The following is a 20,658-nucleotide window of genomic DNA, read 5'->3' on the forward strand; positions in this document are numbered from 1 at the left end:
AATAGAGAGGTTAGGAGAATTGGCCTGCATCTGCCATATAGTCATCCATTGCATCATCCATACTCATATTTTCTGGCGGTGGTGCAACTTGAGTCGGTTGGGCAAGTCCACGATGATCTACGGCTTTTGCCGCTTTAGATTTGACTTGGTATTCAATATGAATAGATTCTTTACCAAAGTAATCACGTAATTTAGAAAGCAACTCATCCAATGGGGCAACTTTCCATTGTTGCCCTAAATGTAACTCAGCCGTGGCATAGTCATAATCTAACTGGATCTGCATTGGAATGTGTTGACACATATCGACATTACAGAAAGGCAGTAAGATCTTTTGAATATCCGAGGCTAAAGTTTTCGTCATCACTTCAGTATTCAGTGTGATGGCAATGCTATTGGCACGCTTTTGTCGAATTTCATTGAGGGTGAATGCTTTGGTCAAACGACCCATAGGGCGGTCAAAACCTTCACGTTCATAAATTTCACCTTCAATCACCACCACTTTTTCATTTTGAATAATGTCTTTAAAGCGTTGGAAGCGTTCATGATTCGCAGAGACTTCGATACGTGCTGTGCCGTCATCAAGGGTAATCATCATCCGATTTGGGAAATTGGCAATATCGACCACTAAACCAGCGAAAACGGTGGTTACACCACGGCGAGTAGGGGTTAATTCATTAATTTTATTTGGAATAAAGGATTTTAATTCTGCACGATAGACATCAATTGGATGACCTGTCAGATATAAACCCAATGTATCTTTTTCGCCTTTTAGACGCACTTCATCAGACCACGGTTTTACAGGTTTAGCTGGCTTACGTTGAACTTCTTCAACTTCACCAAATAAGTCCATGATGCCCGTTTCACGATTAGAACGCGCCTGTTCAGCGGCTTGGACGGCTTCTGGAAGTTGAGCCATTAAACTTGAGCGTTCAATTCCCAAACAGTCCAGTGCACCAGCGCGAATCAATGCTTCCAATGTTCTTTTATTGATTTTCTTCAAATCTACACGGTGGCAGAAATCGAATAAATCTTTAAAAGGACCATCTTGCTCACGTGAATCAATCACGGATTGCATGGCTTGTTCGCCGACACCTTTAATTGCACCTAAGCCATAAATAATGGTGTTTACATCACTGGCATAGAATTGGTAGAACGACATATTTACCGATGGCGGTAATACCACTAAGTTGTTGATTCGGCAGTCATCAATTAAAAATACAATGTTATCTGTATTTTGCATTTCCGAAGACATGACCGCAGCCATAAATTCAGAAGGGTAATGTGCTTTTAACCAAGCCGTTTGATAGGCAACTAAAGCATACGCAGCGGCATGTGATTTGTTAAAACCATAGCCTGCGAATTTTTCCATATAGTCAAAGATATGGTTGGCTGTACCTTCATCAATATCTTTTTTCGCAGCACCTTCAATAAAGGTGGCACGTTGCTTGACCATTTCCTCGACTTTCTTTTTACCCATCGCACGACGAAGTAAATCTGCACCACCCAGTGTATAGCCAGCACAGAACTGTGCGGCTTGCATTACCTGTTCCTGATATACCATGATCCCATAAGTGGGTTCGAGTACACTTTCTAACAGCGGATGTAAGTATTCAAATTCACCACCATGCATACGATGGATAAAGTCAGGGATAAGGTCCATTGGACCCGGTCGATATAAGGATACGAAGGCAATAATTTCTTCAAATTTACTTGGGCGTGCTTCTTTAAGCATTTTTTTCATGCCCACGGATTCAAACTGGAATACCGCGGTGGTATTTGCGTCAGCAAATACTGCATAGGATTTAGGATCGTCCAAAGGAATGTTTGAAATATTTAATGGCTTATCAGATTGAATACGCTTATTAATATTTTGAATCGCATCTTCAATTACAGTAAGGTTACGTAAGCCCAAGAAGTCGAATTTTACTAAGCCCGCAGCTTCTACATCATCTTTATCGAATTGGGCAACCCGTCCTGTACCATCAGCTTCACACAAAATTGCCGAATAATCGGTGATTTTGGTTGGTGCGATCACCACACCACCTGCGTGTTTACCTGTATTACGGGTAATGCCTTCAAGCTTGAGTGCCATTTCCCAGATTTCAGCAGCATCGTCATAATCTGGGTTGGATGGATTGGTCACAATATCTTTAAGTTGCGGTTCAGCCTCAATAGATTCTTCTAAGGTGAGTCCTAAAGGTTTAGTCGGAATCATTTTAGAAATACGATCTGCCAAACCGTAAGATTTACCTAAAACCCGTGCTACATCTCGAATCGCACCTTTAGCAGCCATGGTACCGAAGGTTGCAATCTGAGAAACCGCATCACGACCATAATGGCGTGCTACATAATCGATGACCTTATCACGTCCAGCGATACAGAAATCGATATCAAAGTCGGGCATGGATACACGTTCTGGGTTTAAGAAACGCTCAAAGAGTAGGTCATAACGCAGCGGGTCTAAGTCAGTAATTTTTAAACTATAAGCGACGAGTGAGCCTGCACCTGAACCACGACCGGGACCCACAGGAACCCCATTGTTTTTAGACCATTGAATGAAGTCCATGACGATGAGGAAGTAACCGGGGAAATCCATTTTATTGATAATGCCAAGCTCATAGGCCAGACGTTCATCATAAGGCTTACGAATTTCAGCCCAATCTTCATCACGTGTTTCAACAGGGTAAAGGAAGTCTAAGCGTTCTTCTAAACCAATTTCAGAAAGATGCTCAAAGTAAGAATGGATAGTATGACCTTCCGGAATTGGATAGTCTGGTAGATCATGGAATCCTAAACGGAGTGAAACGGTACAACGCTTTGCAATTTGTAAGGTGTTTTCTATGGCACTTGGAATATCTGCGAACAGCTTAATCATTTCAGCAGAGGTTTTAAAATATTGCTCAGGGCTGTAATGCTTAGGACGTTTACTATCGCCTAGAACATAACCATCTGCGATACAAACGCGTGCTTCATGTGCTTCATAATCTTCTGGTCTAACAAAATGCACATCATTATGCGCCACAACACCAATATTATATTTTGCAGCGAGTTTAACCGCTTCTTCGTTGAAGCTTTCTTCTAATGGGCGACCTGTACGTGTCAGTGCTAAATAAACACGATTGCCAAATTTTTCGATCCATTGTTCTAACAGCGGTTCAGCTTTTTCAGGATAAGCTGCACAGAGCATTTCTCCGACATCACTATGTAGGCCCAAAAGTACAATGATGTCTTGAGACTGTTCAAGTACCCAATCTTTTTGTACACATGGAATCGACAGCTGTTGTCCTTCAATAAAGCCGCGAGAGACAATTTCAGTCAGACCACGCCAGCCTTTATTGGTCATTGCCAGTAAGGTTGCTTTATGGTTTGCATCATTTAATCGAATTACACTGCCGAAAATAGGTTTAATCCCTTTCCCCAGCGATTTGTTATAAAACTTAACTGCTGCATGCAGGTTGGATAGGTCTGTAATGGCTAAAGCAGGCATTTCATCAGATGCGGCAGCTTTAATCAGATCAGGTATACGTACGATCGATTCTGTAATCGAGAATTCGGTATGAATACCAAGATGAACAAACTGCATAGACCTATCCTATATGAAACTGTCGGCTATTTTATCACGCTTAAACTGTGATGTGCTGAAATAAAATGTTCTGGATGAATTATTGCTTTGTATTTAAGTGTTTGAAATATATTTAAATATATAGAAATTTTTAATTTTGGCTTTTAGTTGCATGATTAACCAGCAGTCAGTTTGAGTTGTGTGTTGATGGTCTTTTTTACATAGAAACAAATAATTTAAGCTTTATTTGAATAATATGGATTGAATGAAACAGGGTAATCCATTCAAGCTATTGTTATCAAATGAGACAAAGAAGGAGTGAAATTTTATCGGGTGATAAAAGGGTTTAGGATGACTAAGGTGATAATAATAAAAGCCCTGACTATTATTCAGTTAGGGCTGTGTATATCTAAAAAAGTCGGACTTATAAAGCCTTTAAACGTTCTGAACCAATCCAATGTTTAGAAAATTGATATGCTGCACGCCCTGAGCGTTGACCACGAGCTTGACACCATCTTAATGCTTCAGCACGAACATCATCAGCAAAGGGCATATCAGCTTTTGCTAAATAATGCTCCACAATTTCTAAATAAAGATTTTGATCCATTGGATAAAACGACAACCACATACCGAAACGATCTGATAATGAAATCTTTTCTTCGATGGCTTCTTGCGGATGCAACTCTTTATATTGCGGCACATCGACTTTGGTTACAGGTGTGTTTTCATGCATAAATTCAGGCAATAAATGACGACGGTTACTGGTCGCGTAAATCACAAAATTACTTGAGCCAGATTGTAGCGAGCCATCTAACACGCTTTTTAAACTACGGTAATTTTCATCTTCAGCATTAAATGCCAAGTCATCACAATAAACAATGAACTTTTCTGGACGATCTTTAATAATTTTTTGAATTTCTGGCAAGTCAGACAAATCATCTCGTTCAATTTCAATTAAACGTAAGCCTTGTTCTGCATACTGGGTAAGTAAAGAGCGGACAATGGATGATTTTCCTGTACCGCGTGAGCCAGTCAGTAAAATATCGTTGGCAGGTAAACCGTGTAGAAATTGTTCAGTATTTTGTAAAATTTTAGCTTTCTGACGTTCAATCCCTTTAAGATCATCCAAATGCATTGCTTTCGGGTTATAAATCGCTTTGAGTTGTTTATCGTGCCACCTAAAAGCCACTGCTGCAAAGTCAGTATCTTGTTTCTTTTCAGGAAGAACTTGATGTAACTGATCAAGAACAGTGGATAATTTTTGGATGATATTGTCAGGTAAGTCGAAAGTTGCCATATCCGTTCGCTATTTTCAGAAATTACAATGTGTGGTTGATATTAGCACAGTAATTTTATTGAGCTAATCTCAATAGGCGATAATTGGAATCTAAAGCAAGAATTAAATGACTTATGGTAATTGATTATCTGGTTATTTTTCAGCATAGTTTATCGACAGGTATTTAAAAGTGTCGGATTAAAAATCAAAGGAATATTAGAAATGTTATTAGAACTCACTCAAGATTTAAATCCGCATCAGGCTTATCGTATTAAAAAACTAAAAAGAAAACTGAAACATGCGGAAAACTATGAAGAGTGGAAATCTATAGCGTTAAAACTGGATGAAGAAACGGGGGCACAGGAGTGGAAGCTGGATAATACCTCACTATATTTTGATGCTGAAATTATTTCCCATCGGTTAAATTTATTGCGTCGTTACCGTCTACAAAATCGCACCCAAGATTTGATGTATATCCTAAGAGAAGGATTTAGTCACGATGTTGCCAACATCGGGCATCCCATGCTATTTGCACATACCTATGTTGGAACTAAAAAAATAATTGAAGATTATATCGATGAAGTGAGCAATAGTTTGGCATTCATCGCTTCAGAAAGTTGCCAAGCCTTATGTCATGAAAGCAAAAGGAAGTTTTTTGAAAACTGTGAAAAGGCCTATGGTCAGCCCGCACTGATGTTTTCAGGTGGAGCAACGTTAGGTTTATTTCATAGCGGTGTTTGTAAAGCATTAATGGAACAAGACTTAATGCCAAAAGTACTTTCTGGTTCAAGTGCTGGGGCAATCATGACGGCGATGCTGGGGGTAAATGAACCGGGTGAGATTCCAAACTTACTCAGTGGTGACCAGTTTTATAGTGAAGCCTTTCACTTCCGTAGCTTCAAAGAATTAATAAAAGGCAATGGTGGTTTTGCAGATGTCCGATATCTTAAAAAGTTTTTGGTCGAAAATTTAGGTGATGTAACCTTTCAGGAGGCATTTGAAAAATCAGGCTTAGATATCAATGTCACCGTCGCGCCTTATGATGTTTCCCAAGAAGATGTACGAATCATGAATAAATATACCTCACCAGACTTATTGGTCTGGAGTGCTGTATTGGCATCATGTGCTGTACCGGTTTTATTTCCACCTGTGCGTTTGATCAGTAAACGTTATGATGGTGTACATACTCCTTATTTGGCAAATACGCGTTGGGTAGACGGCAGTGTCCGCAATGATTTTCCCCAAGAGCGCATGTCACGTCTTTATAATTTGAATTACACCATTGCCAGTCAGGTTAATCCACATATTGTACCGTTTATGCAGAATGATGAAGAACGTTACCGTAGAGATTTACTGAGTTGGCCTGAACGTATAGTGCGTAGTCAAGGACGCATGGCTGCAATGGGGATCATGGACTTTGCCAGAGGTCGTATGGGACGAGTTCCTTCTATGCGTCGTTTACTCGATCACGGTTACGGTATTATTGACCAGCGCTACTATGGTGATGTCAATATTATTGGGGAGTATAGTCTGCGCCATTATAGCTATATGTTACAGAACCCACGCCCATATCTATTTAAGCTGTTGCAACGAGAAGGTGAGCGTGCAACTTGGCCAAAAATTTCAAGTATAGAAACACATGCACGTATTGGTAAAACAATCCAACATTGTCTAGAAGTTTTGAATCATCCAATGGCGAAAGATATACCCGCAGAACAATTGACCGAAGTATGAGCCAAAGCAGAATTCTTCCAATTGCAAATAATTCAATCCAAAGTCAAAAATTTGGTCGTCGTGTTTATCAAATTCAGCAGGGTCAGCAATTGCTTTGGTTGAAATTACAGCTCAAAAATTCAAATCGCTGTTATCAACAGCACTTTTTCAATGAGCTGAACTGTTATAGCGAGTTGAATGCATTAGAGACTGAAACTCAACCTGTATTGTTAAACTTTTCAATATTTGATCCATTTCAGCAATTTCAAATGGATGAAGAGGTCATTGATCAAGCTTTATGGGTGGAAGATGCCCCAAAGCTTTTTCAGGATCTACCTGATCGACTTAGCTTGGCTGAAATTGGTAAGCGATTATTACTCAGCTTAGATGTGCTTGAACATTTGCATGACTATGGTTATCTGCATGGTGATATCAAAGTTGAGCATTTTCGCGTTAAGGATGAGAAAAGTTATTTGATTGACTTTGAACAGGCTGTAAACACCGCTCACGACGCAAATTTAACAAATATCGCAACACATACAGCAACACCACGGTATATGGCACCAGAATTGTTTCATGCGCAACCAAAATCATTTCAATCCGATATTTATGCGTTGGGAATCGTTTGGTTGGAGTGGTTGACACAACAGCGCTTATCGGCGAAAAGCTATCAAGATTGGGCATTTTTGCATTGTCAGCAGCTAAATGTGGTGTTACCACAGCAATTTAAAATTTTTGAAATGGTTTTAACAGAGATGTTAATGAAAAAAATAGGGCAACGTTGCTCAAATATTTATCAAATAAAACAAGTATTAAGCCAAATTGTTTAAACAAAAAGCAGTATTTGCAACATTTGTTTTTTATTTAAACAAACGAGTGTCTTTTTCGAAAAAAGGGCTTGTCATAATAAAACGATCTCTATAATATACACAGCCATTGGGGACGTGGCGAAATTGGTAGACGCACTGGATTTAGGTTCCAGCGCCGCAAGGTGTGAGAGTTCGAGTCTCTCCGTCCCCACCAAGCAATTCATTTTGTGGTACTAAAACAAAATGAAGGGTTATAGAGGATTGGTGTAATGGTAGCATGACGGTCTCCAAAACCGTTCGTCAAGGTTCGAATCCTTGATCCTCTGCCAAGTTATTTAAAAAGACTACAGCGTTAGTTTTTATTCGGGGACGTGGCGAAATTGGTAGACGCACTGGATTTAGGTTCCAGCGCCGCAAGGTGTGAGAGTTCGAGTCTCTCCGTCCCCACCAAATTTAAAAAAGCATGATGAAAATCATGCTTTTTTTATGCCTAAATTTTTATTCTAACTATGCTGTATCGTGATTAAAGGTTTCTTAGAATTAGAATTTTAGCCAGATCAATAAAAAGACCTAAACGAAATCGTTTAGGTCTTTTCAAAGAGAAACTTCATTTAGACACTTACTAAGCCTTTAAGTGATCTTCAAATTCTTCACCGAGCTGCATTGCTAAGTTATTACCAGATAAATCACAAGTGACTAAACCATATTCTTTTTTAAAGCTGAAAGTAAATCCTTTTCCATCAGCTAAATTTTTTACTGAATAGCCTAATTTTTCTAACCAAATACGAAAAGCGATTAAATTCTTTGCCTTTACAACCTTTTTCACAGAAGATCTCCTTAATTCCTGCCTATAAATTTAATAGGGGTGATCATTAAATTTTTAAAGGGGAAATTTGATGAAACTTATTTTTTATATCAATATTTGAGCAATTTGAGAAATAAGGCTTTTGTATCAATGCGTATTTTTTTGCTGCTAATATGGATGAAATGTGAATTTAATAAAAAATATTAAAATAAAACAATGGGTTAATTAATTTTAAAAACTGTGTTTGTAATATTTTGATGCAAAGATATCGTTTTAAAAAAGCAGAATTTTTCTCATTTTTACTTTGGTTAAATGTAAGTAAATTTAACAGAAGTATAGGTTATTATGGCTGTATGGGATGATGTTGATCTAAGAAATCTAAAATATCGCCAAACAGTTGTGTCTGATCTTTGCCTAAAGTCATGAGATGCCCAGTATTGGGATAACTTTAATTTGTTTTTCTGTAAAATTCACATGATTGTAAATGGTTTGTGCACTGGATTGATAATGTGCATCATCTAACCCACCATACAATAAAAAAATAGGTGCGCGAATTAAAGAAACATTGCTTATGGTTGCGGCAACAAACTGATGAAATGCATGTAGTTGTATTGCTGCTTTATTTTCTAAGTTTTTTAAGTCTAGCTCTACATTGCTATTCTTAAATTGATGGAGATATTCAGCATAGTGCTTTAGTCGCTTAAAAAGATCATTTACACTCCGATCCTGTGGCGCAGACATGCTAATACATGCATCAATTGGAAAGTGCTCAGTGAGTTTTAACGATAAAATTGCACCTAAAGAAACCCCAATGACAGCAATATGCTTATAACCCTGATTTTCTAAGAGTTGATAAGCATTATATGTATCTTGCCACCAATCCGCTGTCGTGTAATTGAGAAACTCATCAATCGTTAAACCATGCCCGGCGTAGCTAGGTGCATAGCAAGTGTAGCCATGTTGATGCAGAAATTTTGCTAAGGCCTTCATATCTTGAACGGTACTGGTATAGGCATGTAATAACAGTACCGCCCGCTGAGAGGCTTTTAAAAACAGAGGCTTAGGCTGGCGCAGTTTTAACATTGTGGGGACAATAATCGTGATTGCTTAAAAATGATCTTTCAATGCACGAATACGCGCAAATTCCTCAGCACTTTCTACACGTAAAAAAGGATTGGTTTCAAGTTCAAGTTCAATGGTGCTGGGCAAGGTGATTTTCCCTTGTTCGCGAAGCTGTTTGATTTCTTCGGCACGTTGTTGTATCGCTCGGTTCTCTGGCTCGATATGCAAAGCAAATTGTGCATTAGAAAGCGTATATTCATGGGTGCAGTAAACTTTGGTTCTTGGTGGTAAAGCAGCAAGGCGATTGAGAGAGTGATAAAACTGTTCAGCAGTTCCTTCAAACATACGTCCACACCCCATAGCAAAAAGGGTATCACCACAGAAAACGCTGTCTAATGCATCAATAAAGTAAACGACATGCCCTAGGGTGTGACCTGGCACAGCAATAATGTCGATGTTTAATCCATGAAATTCAAATTGATCATCGTGTTGCAGTGGGTAGGTAATAAAAGGAATGTGACTCAGTTCAGCACGAGGCCCATAAACAGGAATATTATGATCTGCAATCAATTCTGGAACACCACCAATATGGTCTTTGTGCCAGTGTGTAAGCCAAATTTGTTTTAAATTCAGTTGATGCTCAAGGCAATAATCTTCAACCAGCGATGCTTCTGTGGGGTCAATTGCAACGACATCGTGGCTGTGACTGTCTTCGATCAGCCAAATATAGTTTTGTAATTGATTTTTTACATCTATGACGTGAATTTTAAATTGCATCGTTGAATTCCATATATATGCTGATACAAATTTAATAGCAAAATTAGGCTATAGACAAGTTGGAAAGCTGATTGCGGGCATATTTATGTGAAAACATATGTAATTCGACTGTACGGCATTGTATTTGATTGAACAAACAAGTCTTGCGGTAGGTTATTATTTTAGAGAATAGCATATAGACCAATACGCTATTCTCACTAAAATTTAACAGGTCAAGCCTTGGCTGATTTCTAATTTACTGAGTTGGCCATTTTTAAAACTAAAGTCGACATAACTGCGATAGCCTGTTTCAAATTCAGCAGGATTTTTTAAAAATTCTTTGGCTTCCGATGCCGTTAACATTAAAACATGGGTGCCAGTTTTGGCACTGTTTGGAAAGTCTTTTTTAAATTGATTGATGCTATACAGATTGGTGATGGGTTTGTTGTTAATCAAAACGGTGTCTGTCATCTTTTGTGCATTTGTCCAAGAAAGCCAAATTCGCCCTTTGGTCGTACCAAGTTGTTGAAAAGTATTTTTGCTTTTATAAAAAGCGTCAGATTTAATCTGTGGATTTTCTTCACTAAAAATGTCAAATGTTAGATTTTTTCCTGATGCAGTAGAGATTGAGTATTCATAGTTTCCTGTACATTCTGAAAATGTTTTTATGGGTTTTTGAGAGGTTTTTCCAAGCAATTTTTCAATTTGTGTTGCACTTACTGCTTGGTTGAGCTCGATACCATTAACTTTCACTGTGGTGGTGTAATCTTCTGAATGTTGCGCAGCAAAACTGCAAATAGGTAGCATAAGGAGTAACGGGGCGATGGTTTGGGTAAAATTATTCATTTCAAATATTTCTTAAGTTTTCTATAACATAATTAGTTATGACTGATTGATCAAGAGCAGATGATCAAATGAGTAGAATTAAAAAGGATTTATAAAATTTATAAGTATTTATATCTGTAGCTAACTCAAGAAATAAAAAATACCCTCAACAAGGAGGGTATTTTTTAGAACGAAGAACAACTGGAAATGGCAAGCAAGGATTATCGAAGCTTAGATAGCCAATTTCCAAGACTCTGTACAATTTGTACAAGGATCAATAAGACAATCACAGTGAGATAAACCACACTTTGATCGAAACGTTGATAACCATAAGAAATAGCTAAATCACCAATACCGCCAGCGCCTACAGCACCCGCCATCGCTGTTGCACCAATCAAGCTAATGGTTGCTGTAGTAAGGCTCAGAATGAGTGAGCTACGAGATTCAGGGATAATAAATTTAAAAATAATCTGCCAAGGCGATGCACCCATTGCTTGTGCAGACTCAATAATCCCTTCATTCACTTCAAGCAATGATGTTTCTACAAGACGACCAATATAAGGACCAACATAAATGGTCAACGGTACAATCGCTGCCCAAGTACCGATTGTTGTACCCACGATCGCTTTGGTCAGTGGAAAAACCGCAATCAATAGAATAATAAAGGGGAGCGAGCGTAGTGCATTGACGATAGGATTTAAAATCTGATAAACAGCGCGATTAGGTAAAATGCCATTAGGGCGAGTGACCAACAAGGTAATTGCTTGAATAAAGCCCCAAATGGTACCAAACAGCATTGCAAAAATGACCATTTGAATGGTTTCTTGCATCGCTGTAACAAATTGGTCAATGCTTAAAGAGCTTTTCCAAAATGGTGCTGTGAGCGTAGTGAGCCATTGTACAATGAGTTCTCTCATAGTCTAACTCCTGACTGTTCCACCTTGACCCCATTTTTTTCAAAGAAATCTATGGTTTGGCGAATGCTTTCAGTATCTCCCAAAAGTTGTATAAACATTTGACCGATCACTGAACCATCAATTTCAGTCATATTGGCAAATAAAATATTTAAGCTGACATCAAATTGCTTAATTGCTGCTTGTACCACGGTCTCTTGCGCTGAAGTACCCAAAAATTGCAGACTATAAATACTTTTATGATTTTGATTTTCGAGATTGTTTAAGATATTAACAGGGAGCTGTTGCTGTAAAACGGTTTGAATAAAGTTTTTCGTCGTCGGGTGTTGCGGTTGACTAAAAATTTCTAAGGTAGAACCAGTTTCAATCACTTTGCCTTGTTCCATGACGGCAACAAAATCACAAACAGATTCAATTACATCCATTTCATGCGTAACCATGACAATGGTAATCCCTTGCTCTTGATTAATCTTTTTAAGCAAAGCGAGAACAGATTTCGTGGTTTGTGGATCAAGCGCAGAGGTTGCTTCATCACAAAGTAAAATTTTGGGGTGGTTAGCCAAGGCGCGTGCAATACCGACACGTTGCTTTTGACCTCCCGAGAGTTCATCTGGAAAAGCATCTTTTTTGTGCTTTAGATCAATAAACTCAAGTAACTCATTTAAACGTTTTTCACGTTGGTCTTTACTGACACCTAGCAACTTTAACGGCATTTCAATATTGTCAGCTACAGTTTTGGTTTGTAGTAAATTGAAATGCTGAAAAATCATGCCTATATTTGCACGTTCTTGACGTAATGCACGTGCATCAAGTGCCGTAAAGTCTTTTTGATTAATGATGACTTGCCCTTGGTTAGGACGCTCAAGCAAGTTAATCAAACGGATTAAGGTACTTTTACCTGCACCACTATAGCCGATAATGCCAAAAATACTGCCCGCTGGAATCTCAAGATTAATCTGATCCAGTGCACGTATGGTTTGACCTTTCAACTCATAGTGTTTTGAAATGTTTTTAAATTCAATCATATCGTCAAAAACTATAGCAAAAAGAAAAAACAGGCAAATTCACTTTGCCTGTTTTATGAGGGCCTACAGACCTTTCATAAAAGAATGGTCAATAGACCTGATCCATTATAAAACTATTTTGATTCTGTAAGATAGCTTACAGGTTTATTCACATCAACTTTAGTTCCACCGAAGTGTTCTTGAACATATTTACCTACAGCAGGAACATGATATAACTCACCCACTTTTTTCAAAAGGGCATCGTCTTTACGTGCATCTGCAACAGCAAGTACGTTGACATTCATTTTGGTTGTTTGGTCAACTGGCTCATAATAAACCGAATCTTTAAGCACGTTTAAACCACCTTCCATTGCCAAAGTATTACCTAAAACAATTGCATCAACTTCATCTTTAGCACGTACCGCAGTCGCCATTTGAATAGGTTTGATGACAATTTTCTTCGCATTTTCAGTAATATCAGCAGGCGTGCCTTTAACTAAATCAAAGCCATCTTTCAATTTGATGAGACCAGCAGATTGTAAAAGTAACAATGCGCGTGATTCATTTGCGCCATCATTTGGAATAGCAATGGTTGCACCATTGGCAAACTCTTCAACTTTTTTAATTTTACTAGAGTAAATACCCATTGGCTCTAAATATGTTGTAGAGATTGGTGCAATTTTTTCTTTGTTGGATTGATTGAAAGCAACAAGATATGCATAAGATTGGAATGCATTGATATCGACTTCTTTGTTTGCCACAGCAGTATTCATTGCAACATAGTCAGTAAAGTTTTTAACTTCTAGTTTAATTCCAGCTTGTTTTGTTTCTGGTAATGTTGCGATATAGCGCCAAATATCTGCATCAGAACCTGTAGAAGCCATGGTAACGACTTGTTCTTTACCTGCATCTGCTTGGGCAGCATCATTTTTTGGAGCTTCTTGTTTTCCACAAGCAGAAAGAGTGAGCACAGACGCGCTAAGTAAAACGCCAAACAGCTTTTTCATGAATAAATCCTAAGTAGCAAATGCAGTAGAATTTTGTCCTTTGCATTCTCGATCATTTAAATCGAATTTTTAACATTTTGAAAATAAATAATGCGGTGACGTACTTGTCTGATTGCGCTATCTATATTCTTTACATTTGAGGATTAGCAGTCTGTTTTAAAAGAATTTTAATTGTTTAAAATAGACTCTAAAGATTTGTTTATCATATCAATAAATGAAAATTATACATAGTGGCTGCGTGTTGACATTGGGTAGTGATGTCGTTGTTTGAATATCAATGTTTTTATTAATTTAATAAAGAAAACAAATGCTTTTGTTGAATGCTAAATGATAAATGTTTAAATTTTATACTTATTCATAATATATAAATTTTTTAGGATTTATTATCTTTTTTTTGAATAAGTAAAATAAACTTAGATCTGTACCTATAGCAGTACAGTGATAAACATTATTAGGGGGGGTGCTAGGCGAAATGGGGGGGATTTTATTCAAACAGTGATTGACATTGACACCACTGTCATACTTTAGCATGGAGATCTTATCTAACTCAAAGAGATCGATAAATGAAATTAATCATCTTTCTTTTAAGCAGTTTGTTATTGCTAAATACTGCATATGCTCAAAATAATGTCTATATCATTCATGGTTATGGTGCAAATGTGGATGATCATTGGTTTAATTATCTTGAGGAAAATTTACAAGATAAAAATACTAGAGTTGTAAAGATCGCATTGCCGAACTCCAGCAATCCAAAGCTTTTACAGTGGAAGCAAACCTTAAAAAATAATATTGCTCAAATTGATCAGCATACATTTTTTGTTGCGCACAGTTTAGGATGTATTACGCTGCTTGATTTCCTGTCTGAATCTGATTTTCAACAGATAGGTGGTGTTGTCTGTGTATCGGGATTTTCGAATAAATTGGCAGTACTACCTCAATTGGATTCATATATCACTGAAACGAATAAGGATTTTTCTTTTAAAAATAAAATATTGAATCGGAAAATGTTTATATCGAGTAATGATCAATATGTTCCAACTGATTTAAGTATCTTGTTGGCAGAAAAATTGGCGTTTCCATATGAAATTATTCCCAATGCTGGACATTTTCTAGCCAGTGATGGATATCGGGAATTTCCTCAATTATTAGATTGGCTTCAAATGGTCATTGGTAGTGTTGAGGAAGTAGGTGATTCTAATGATTCAGCGCAAAATCAATCAAGGTAATTAATCTTATATGCATTATTCTGGAAGAGCGTTACTCACTAAAATTTACCCAAAAAAAACCCGCCTAGGCGGGTTTTACAACTCAATCAGATTTAAGCATTTTCACGAGCAATTGCACGGTAACCAATATCTTTACGATATTGAACACCATCAAAAGTCACTTTTTGGCAAAGTTCCAAGGCTTTCGCTTGCGCTTCACCAATTGTGTTGCCTAACGCTGTTACGCAAAGTACACGACCGCCAGCAGTCACTACATCACCATTGGCATTGTTTGCTGTACCTGCATGGAAAATTTTCGCATCTATCATTTGGGTATCTAAACCCGAAATCACGTCATCTTTGCTCGAAGTTTCAGGATAGCCTTTAGACGCAAGCACAATACCAACAGTTTTACGCTCATCCCACGCAGCTTCAGCGGGTAAGTTACCAGCAATACCGGCTTCAACTAAATCAACCAAAGAAGATTTTAAGCGCATCATGATCGGTTGAGTTTCAGGATCACCAAAACGGCAGTTAAACTCAATGACACGAGGTTGCCCTTGCTCATCAATCATCAAGCCAGCATACAAGAAACCTGTGTAAGTATGACCATCAGCCTTCATACCATCTACAGTTGGACGCATGACTTCTTTCATGACTCTGTCAAAAACAGCTGCAGTCACAACTGGGGCAGGGGAATACGCACCCATACCACCCGTATTTGGACCTTGGTCAGCTTCAAAGATACGTTTATGGTCTTGTGACGTTGCCATAGGAAGGATGTTGTCACCATCAATCATACAAATGAACGATGCTTCCTCACCCTCAAGGAATTCTTCAATAACAACACGCGAACCTGCATCACCAAATTTATTGCCTGCAAGCATGTCATCAATTGCATCAAACGCTTCTTGATTGGTCATCGCAACAATGACGCCTTTACCCGCAGCAAGGCCATCTGCCTTAATTACGATGGGTGCGCCATTTTTTTCTACAAATGCTTTGGCTGCATCCACTTCTGTGAATACATCATAAAATGCTGTAGGAATGTTATGACGTTTTAAAAAGTGTTTGGCGAAAGCTTTAGAGCCTTCAAGTTGTGCTGCAAATTGGGTTGGTCCCCAAATTTTAAGACCAGCTGCTCGTCCTGCATCCACCACACCATTTACAAGCGGTGCTTCAGGACCAACAATAATGAGGTCAACGGCATTATTTTTTGCAAAGTCGATAATGGCAGGGTTGTTGAGAATATCTAAAGCAACATTTTCACATTTATGTTCAGTTGCTGTACCCGCGTTTCCTGGTGCAACAAAAACTTTAGTGACTTGATCGTCTTGCGCAATTTTCCATGCCAATGCATGTTCACGACCACCACTACCCAAAACTAATATGTTCATCTTATGTATCCTTTTTTAATCCCTCCCAACCTCCCTTTATACAGGAAGGGGTATCACGAATTTAAAGAGTCCTCTAGTTCGTGACAAGTCCCTCTTATGAAAAGAGGGACTTAGGGGGATTTTTAAATAATGATTTATTGTGAATTAGTGACGGAAATGACGCATACCCGTGAAGACCATTGCAATACCAGCTTCATCTGCTGCTGCAATTGTTTCTTCATCACGCATTGAACCACCCGGTTGGATAATACATTTGATACCAGCTTTTGCAGCGTTATCAATACCATCACGGAATGGGAAGAATGCATCAGATGCCATAACAGCACCTTCAACCACTAAACCTGCATGTTCAGCTTTGATCGCGGCAATACGTGCAGAGTTTACACGGCTCATTTGACCAGCACCAACACCAATGGTTTGACGGCCTTTAGCATAAACAATAGCATTGGATTTAACGTATTTGGCAACTTTCCAAGCAAAGATTAAATCATCAATTTCTGCTTCAGTAGGGGCACGCTTAGTCACTACTTTAAGATCATCTTTGGTGATCATGCCGAGGTCTTGGTCTTGAACCAATAAACCGCCATTGACACGTTTATAATCGTATTGTGAAGCACGTTCATCAATTTTAGGAAGTTCGCCACATACCAGAACACGGACGTTTTTCTTTGCGCCAGTCACTTCAAGTACACCATCGGCAATACTTGGTGCAATAATCACTTCAACAAATTGGCGGTCAACAATTGCTTGAGCTGTAACAACATCTAACTCACGGTTAAATGCAATGATGCCACCAAATGCTGATTCTGGGTCAGTTGCATAAGCAAGATCGTATGCAGCTTTAAGACCGTCTAACGATACTGCAACACCACATGGATTTGCATGCTTAACAATGACACACGCTGGTTTTGCAAATGATTTGACACATTCAAGTGCTGCATCTGTATCCGCGATATTGTTATAAGAAAGCTCTTTACCTTGTAACTGCTTAGCAGTTGAAACCGATGCTTCAGTTGCAGTCGATTCTACATAGAAAGCAGCGGATTGATGTGGATTTTCACCATAACGAAGATCTTGTACTTTATTTAACTGGGTATTGAAAGTACGAGCAAATTTATCAGCTTGACCTTCTTCTTTACCAACACGTGCGCCGAGGTAAGAAGCAATCATGCCGTCATACTGGGCAGTATGTTCAAATGCTTTAACCGCTAAATCGAAACGAGTCGCATAAGATAAAGCACCATCCGCTTTAAGTTCTGCAATTACAGTTTCATAATCAGTTGCATTTACGATGATCCCGACAGAAGCATGGTTTTTCGCAGCTGCACGAACCATTGTTGGGCCACCAATGTCAATATTTTCAATTGCATCTGCAAGTGAGCAGTCTGGTTTAGCAACAGTAGCAGCAAAAGGATAAAGGTTTACGACAACAAGATCGATTGCATCGATGTTGTGTTCAGCCATGACAGCTTCGTCTAGACCACGACGAGCTAAAATGCCTCCATGAATTTTAGGATGCAGTGTTTTTACACGACCATCCATCATTTCTGGGAAGCCTGTGTGCTCTGAAACTTCAACTACAGCCACATTGTTGTCTTTAAGCAACTTATATGTACCGCCAGTAGATAAAATTTCCACCCCAAGAGCAACAAGGTTCTGGGCAAATTCAACGATCCCGGTTTTATCAGAAACAGAGATTAAAGCGCGTTTAATAGTCATGATCTTCGTCAACAGTTTTTAAGTCTAGAGATTGAACAGGTAGGCAAAATATAGGTAAAAAAAATGCCCACGCAAGCCGTGAGCATTTTATCATTTATTCACTCATTAAACCGTGAGCTTTTAACTTTTTGCGTAAAGTGCCACGGTTCAGTCCGAGAATCTCAGCAGCGCGAGTCTGATTCCCGCGTGTGTATTCTAAGACAACAGATAAAAGAGGTTTCTCCATTTCTGCTAGCACCATGTCGTACACTTGTGATGGTTGCTCACCTTGCAATTGTGCAAAATAGTGACGAACTGCGCGATCTACGTGAATACGAAGAGCGACGTCAGATTGTGCAGTAAAAATAGGAGATTTGCTATTCATGCGAGTTAATCCGAAAATCAAAATATTACTTGGGTAAAGTAATATATAAATGTGGTCTAAAAAAATCTGAGCTCCGTTTTAGATCCTAAAACGGTTGGCTCTAAAACAAGAACAATTAGCTTGCCACAAATCGTCGAGTTGAGTGAAAAATAAGCGTAACAATAGATTAATATTTGTTACAACACTCTTTTAAACAAAAAAATGTTCTACATGCGCGATATTGGATATAAAGCACATAACAAAACAGTATTTTTTTTGAAAAAATGCGAGGAGTTTGCAGGACAAAGCTTTCGTGGCGCGTATGATACCATTGTCTAAGAAAAAATGAGCAAGAAAACTACATTTTTTTTCATTTTTTTATAATTTTTTTTAATTTTAAGGGTGAATAATGTCTAATTGGTACTGATCAAAACTTTTTCTTGGCTCTGTAACAACAAATTTAAAAGGATATGGACTATTTTTAGGAATACGCTTAATTCCAACTAAACTTTCAATCAGATATTGCTCAGGTGTAATCACATGTGTAGCAATGACCTTATTTTGAGCTTTTAAGGTGACTCTTATTAGGGGTAATTCTAAGCTTTTAGAATATTGGTTATTGAGTTGACCCGAAAATTGAGTCTCCTGTCTATCAAGTGCTTTAACTTTAAGATGACTAATCACAATTTGTTTATAGCGTTGATCAACAGTATCACACTGTAAGACGGCACAGGTTTGGGTAAAGACAGTATTCAAAAACGGATAACGATCAGTTAAGTTTGGATTAAACCAAAGGATTTGAAATAATAAAATGCTGAGCAGAGCAAGATTGATCAAGCTCCACGCCAGATAATAAAACGTACTTTTGGGTTTTACTAAATGTTGCCCATGGTTATTTAAACCTTGTGATAAGTTTAAGCTTGGAATGTTATTGACTGGCTCATTGTTGAAATAATTCAAATTGTTTAAGTATGTTCTTAAATCAATATTGGAGTTTTCAATTTTACGATTAAAAATATCTAAAACATTGGTTTCGATTTGTCGTTTCGTCGTAATGAGGTTTTGTGCCTGACTTTGCACGACAGTCTCAGGATCGATCTTGGGTTGAGCAGGTTGACTGTTTTGTAGATGGATTAATGCATTAAAATTATGTGAACATTTCGGACAACAAACCATACCCTGCGCAACAGTGAGTTGCGTAACTGATACTTTATAAACTGAAGCACAATTTGGGCATCGGGTTTGTTTTTCGGTCATAAATATTTATATTTTCATAGATTAAACAGCCTTACGCGACCCAGAAATTCTGCACCAGGTTTCTTCACGTTTCTCGACTTCTACTATATCAAAAAATTCAGAATAAATACTAGAAACATCAGTAACTTGCTCTTCAATTACGCCAGCAAGTGCGAACTCTCCCTCAGATTTAATCAAAGTTGAGAATTCTTTAGCAAGAGACATAAGTGGGCCTGCCAGAATATTTGCAACCAAAATATCCGCCTGTTGGTTTTTAAATTCTGCATTGAACTCTTCAGGTAATCCAACATAAAGATTTTCAAGAACGCCATTCAGCTCAGCATTTTGTTTGGTCGCCAAGACAGCTTGTGGATCGATATCTGTTGCATAGACTTTCTTTGCACCTAAAAGCAGTGCAGCAACACCGAGGATGCCTGAGCCACAACCATAATCAATCACGACTTTATCTTTAACATCGGTTTTGCCTAACCATTGTAGACAAAGGAAAGTAGATGCATGGTTACCCGTACCAAATGCTAAGCCTGGATCAAGTTTGATATTGACTGCATCCGCTTCTGGTGGTTCTATCCATTCAGGTACGATCCAATACTTTTCACCAATTTGAATTGGTTCATAGTAATCCATCCAAGAACGTTCCCATACTTGGTCTTCAAGAAATTCACTACGCATCGGTTCAGTTGGGAGTTGGGTGCGAATGAATGTTTCTAGTGCTGTTACATCAATGTCTTCGCCTTCTTCTTGCGCGTAGATTCCTGTAACAATCACTTTATTCCATAGCGGAGTTTCGCCAGGGAGTGGTTCAAGCAAGTCTTGGTTTTCAGCATCATCTAATGTCACGCTGACTGCGCCTAAAGAACTTAACAAGGTTTCAGTAAAATCAACTTGAGCTTGTTCTACAGTAATATGAATTTGTAACCACTTCACGGCAAAGACCTAAATCGTTTTCTTAAAGGCAGTATTGTAGCCGAAACTGGGAAGTTACGCTTATATTCAGTAGGAAATAA

17 protein-coding genes and 3 tRNA genes are annotated in these 20,658 nt (G+C 38.3%); 6 read left to right on the forward strand and 14 right to left on the reverse strand.

The features are described 5' to 3' along the window. Positions 1-10: 10 nt before the first annotated feature. Together dnaE and PYV58_RS08215 are read right to left on the reverse strand one after the other, a co-directional pair. The gene (gene dnaE / locus PYV58_RS08210; protein ID WP_004822504.1) at positions 11-3,583 is read right to left on the reverse strand and encodes a DNA polymerase III subunit alpha; all 3,573 of its coding nucleotides are present in this window, start codon (positions 3,581-3,583) and stop codon (positions 11-13) included. Between the two features lie 403 nt (positions 3,584-3,986). Continuing rightward, on the reverse strand, positions 3,987-4,859 hold the full coding sequence (locus PYV58_RS08215) for an ATP-binding protein (protein ID WP_034618149.1): 873 nt from the start codon (positions 4,857-4,859) through the stop codon (positions 3,987-3,989). Positions 4,860-5,060: 201 nt separating this feature from the next. Between PYV58_RS08215 and PYV58_RS08220 the strand changes: the two genes are divergently transcribed. The 5 genes from PYV58_RS08220 (at position 5,061) to PYV58_RS08240 (ending at position 7,810) form a co-directional block, all read left to right on the forward strand. Then, complete coding sequence (locus PYV58_RS08220; protein ID WP_034618147.1) at positions 5,061-6,572, forward strand: DUF3336 domain-containing protein; 1,512 nt, start codon at positions 5,061-5,063, stop codon at positions 6,570-6,572. Further along, positions 6,569-7,381, forward strand: coding sequence for a protein kinase (locus tag PYV58_RS08225; protein ID WP_034618144.1), 813 nt, complete (start codon positions 6,569-6,571; stop codon positions 7,379-7,381). Before PYV58_RS08220 ends, PYV58_RS08225 begins: the two co-directional genes overlap by 4 nt. Positions 7,382-7,489: 108 nt before the next feature. Next, positions 7,490-7,574: transfer RNA gene (locus tag PYV58_RS08230), tRNA-Leu, on the forward strand. 41 nt (positions 7,575-7,615) lie between these two features. Further along, positions 7,616-7,689: transfer RNA gene (locus PYV58_RS08235), tRNA-Trp, on the forward strand. A gap of 36 nt (positions 7,690-7,725) precedes the next feature. Then, a tRNA-Leu gene (locus tag PYV58_RS08240) sits at positions 7,726-7,810 on the forward strand. Between the two features lie 172 nt (positions 7,811-7,982). Here PYV58_RS08240 and PYV58_RS08245 read toward each other — a convergent pair. The 7 genes from PYV58_RS08245 to PYV58_RS08275 all read right to left on the reverse strand — a co-directional run bounded on the left by PYV58_RS08245 (position 7,983) and on the right by PYV58_RS08275 (position 13,733). Then, entirely contained in the window at positions 7,983-8,186 is a 204-nt protein-coding gene (locus PYV58_RS08245) for a hypothetical protein (protein ID WP_004719296.1), read from the reverse strand. A 399-nt stretch (positions 8,187-8,585) separates the two neighbouring features. After that, entirely contained in the window at positions 8,586-9,248 is a 663-nt protein-coding gene (locus PYV58_RS08250) for an alpha/beta fold hydrolase (protein ID WP_227504229.1), read from the reverse strand. A gap of 24 nt (positions 9,249-9,272) precedes the next feature. After that, a complete protein-coding gene (gene gloB / locus PYV58_RS08255) occupies positions 9,273-10,004 on the reverse strand; it encodes a hydroxyacylglutathione hydrolase (protein WP_034613366.1) in 732 nt (243 codons plus the stop codon). A gap of 204 nt (positions 10,005-10,208) precedes the next feature. Continuing rightward, positions 10,209-10,829, reverse strand: a complete 621-nt coding sequence (locus PYV58_RS08260) for a hypothetical protein (protein ID WP_034613368.1) — start codon at positions 10,827-10,829, stop codon at positions 10,209-10,211. A 200-nt stretch (positions 10,830-11,029) separates the two neighbouring features. Then, the gene (locus tag PYV58_RS08265; RefSeq protein WP_034613374.1) at positions 11,030-11,725 is read right to left on the reverse strand and encodes a methionine ABC transporter permease; all 696 of its coding nucleotides are present in this window, start codon (positions 11,723-11,725) and stop codon (positions 11,030-11,032) included. Beyond that, positions 11,722-12,747 (reverse strand): ATP-binding cassette domain-containing protein, encoded by a 1,026-nt coding sequence (locus tag PYV58_RS08270; protein WP_034613377.1) that lies wholly within the window; start codon positions 12,745-12,747, stop codon positions 11,722-11,724. Before PYV58_RS08270 ends, PYV58_RS08265 begins: the two co-directional genes overlap by 4 nt. A gap of 113 nt (positions 12,748-12,860) precedes the next feature. Continuing rightward, positions 12,861-13,733, reverse strand: coding sequence for a MetQ/NlpA family ABC transporter substrate-binding protein (locus PYV58_RS08275; RefSeq protein WP_004719302.1), 873 nt, complete (start codon positions 13,731-13,733; stop codon positions 12,861-12,863). A gap of 563 nt (positions 13,734-14,296) precedes the next feature. Between PYV58_RS08275 and PYV58_RS08280 the strand changes: the two genes are divergently transcribed. Next, complete coding sequence (locus PYV58_RS08280) at positions 14,297-14,959, forward strand: alpha/beta hydrolase (RefSeq protein ID WP_034613380.1); 663 nt, start codon at positions 14,297-14,299, stop codon at positions 14,957-14,959. A 92-nt stretch (positions 14,960-15,051) separates the two neighbouring features. Here PYV58_RS08280 and purD read toward each other — a convergent pair whose 3' ends face one another. From purD to prmA, 5 genes are all read right to left on the reverse strand, one after another. Beyond that, the gene (gene purD, locus PYV58_RS08285; protein WP_034613389.1) at positions 15,052-16,335 is read right to left on the reverse strand and encodes a phosphoribosylamine--glycine ligase; all 1,284 of its coding nucleotides are present in this window, start codon (positions 16,333-16,335) and stop codon (positions 15,052-15,054) included. A 144-nt stretch (positions 16,336-16,479) separates the two neighbouring features. Then, on the reverse strand, positions 16,480-18,054 hold the full coding sequence (purH, locus tag PYV58_RS08290) for a bifunctional phosphoribosylaminoimidazolecarboxamide formyltransferase/IMP cyclohydrolase (RefSeq protein ID WP_034613392.1): 1,575 nt from the start codon (positions 18,052-18,054) through the stop codon (positions 16,480-16,482). Between the two features lie 94 nt (positions 18,055-18,148). Continuing rightward, positions 18,149-18,418 (reverse strand): DNA-binding transcriptional regulator Fis, encoded by a 270-nt coding sequence (fis, locus tag PYV58_RS08295; RefSeq protein WP_001086304.1) that lies wholly within the window; start codon positions 18,416-18,418, stop codon positions 18,149-18,151. A gap of 375 nt (positions 18,419-18,793) precedes the next feature. After that, positions 18,794-19,654: a zinc-ribbon and DUF3426 domain-containing protein gene (locus tag PYV58_RS08300; RefSeq protein ID WP_004822471.1), complete on the reverse strand. Its 861-nt coding sequence runs from the start codon at positions 19,652-19,654 to the stop codon at positions 18,794-18,796. 21 nt (positions 19,655-19,675) lie between these two features. After that, positions 19,676-20,578: a 50S ribosomal protein L11 methyltransferase gene (gene prmA, locus PYV58_RS08305; protein WP_004822468.1), complete on the reverse strand. Its 903-nt coding sequence runs from the start codon at positions 20,576-20,578 to the stop codon at positions 19,676-19,678. Positions 20,579-20,658 lie beyond the last annotated feature (80 nt).

This window comes from Acinetobacter sp. TAC-1 (genome assembly GCF_029025845.1).
GTDB classification, from domain to species: Bacteria; Pseudomonadota; Gammaproteobacteria; order Pseudomonadales; family Moraxellaceae; genus Acinetobacter; species Acinetobacter guillouiae.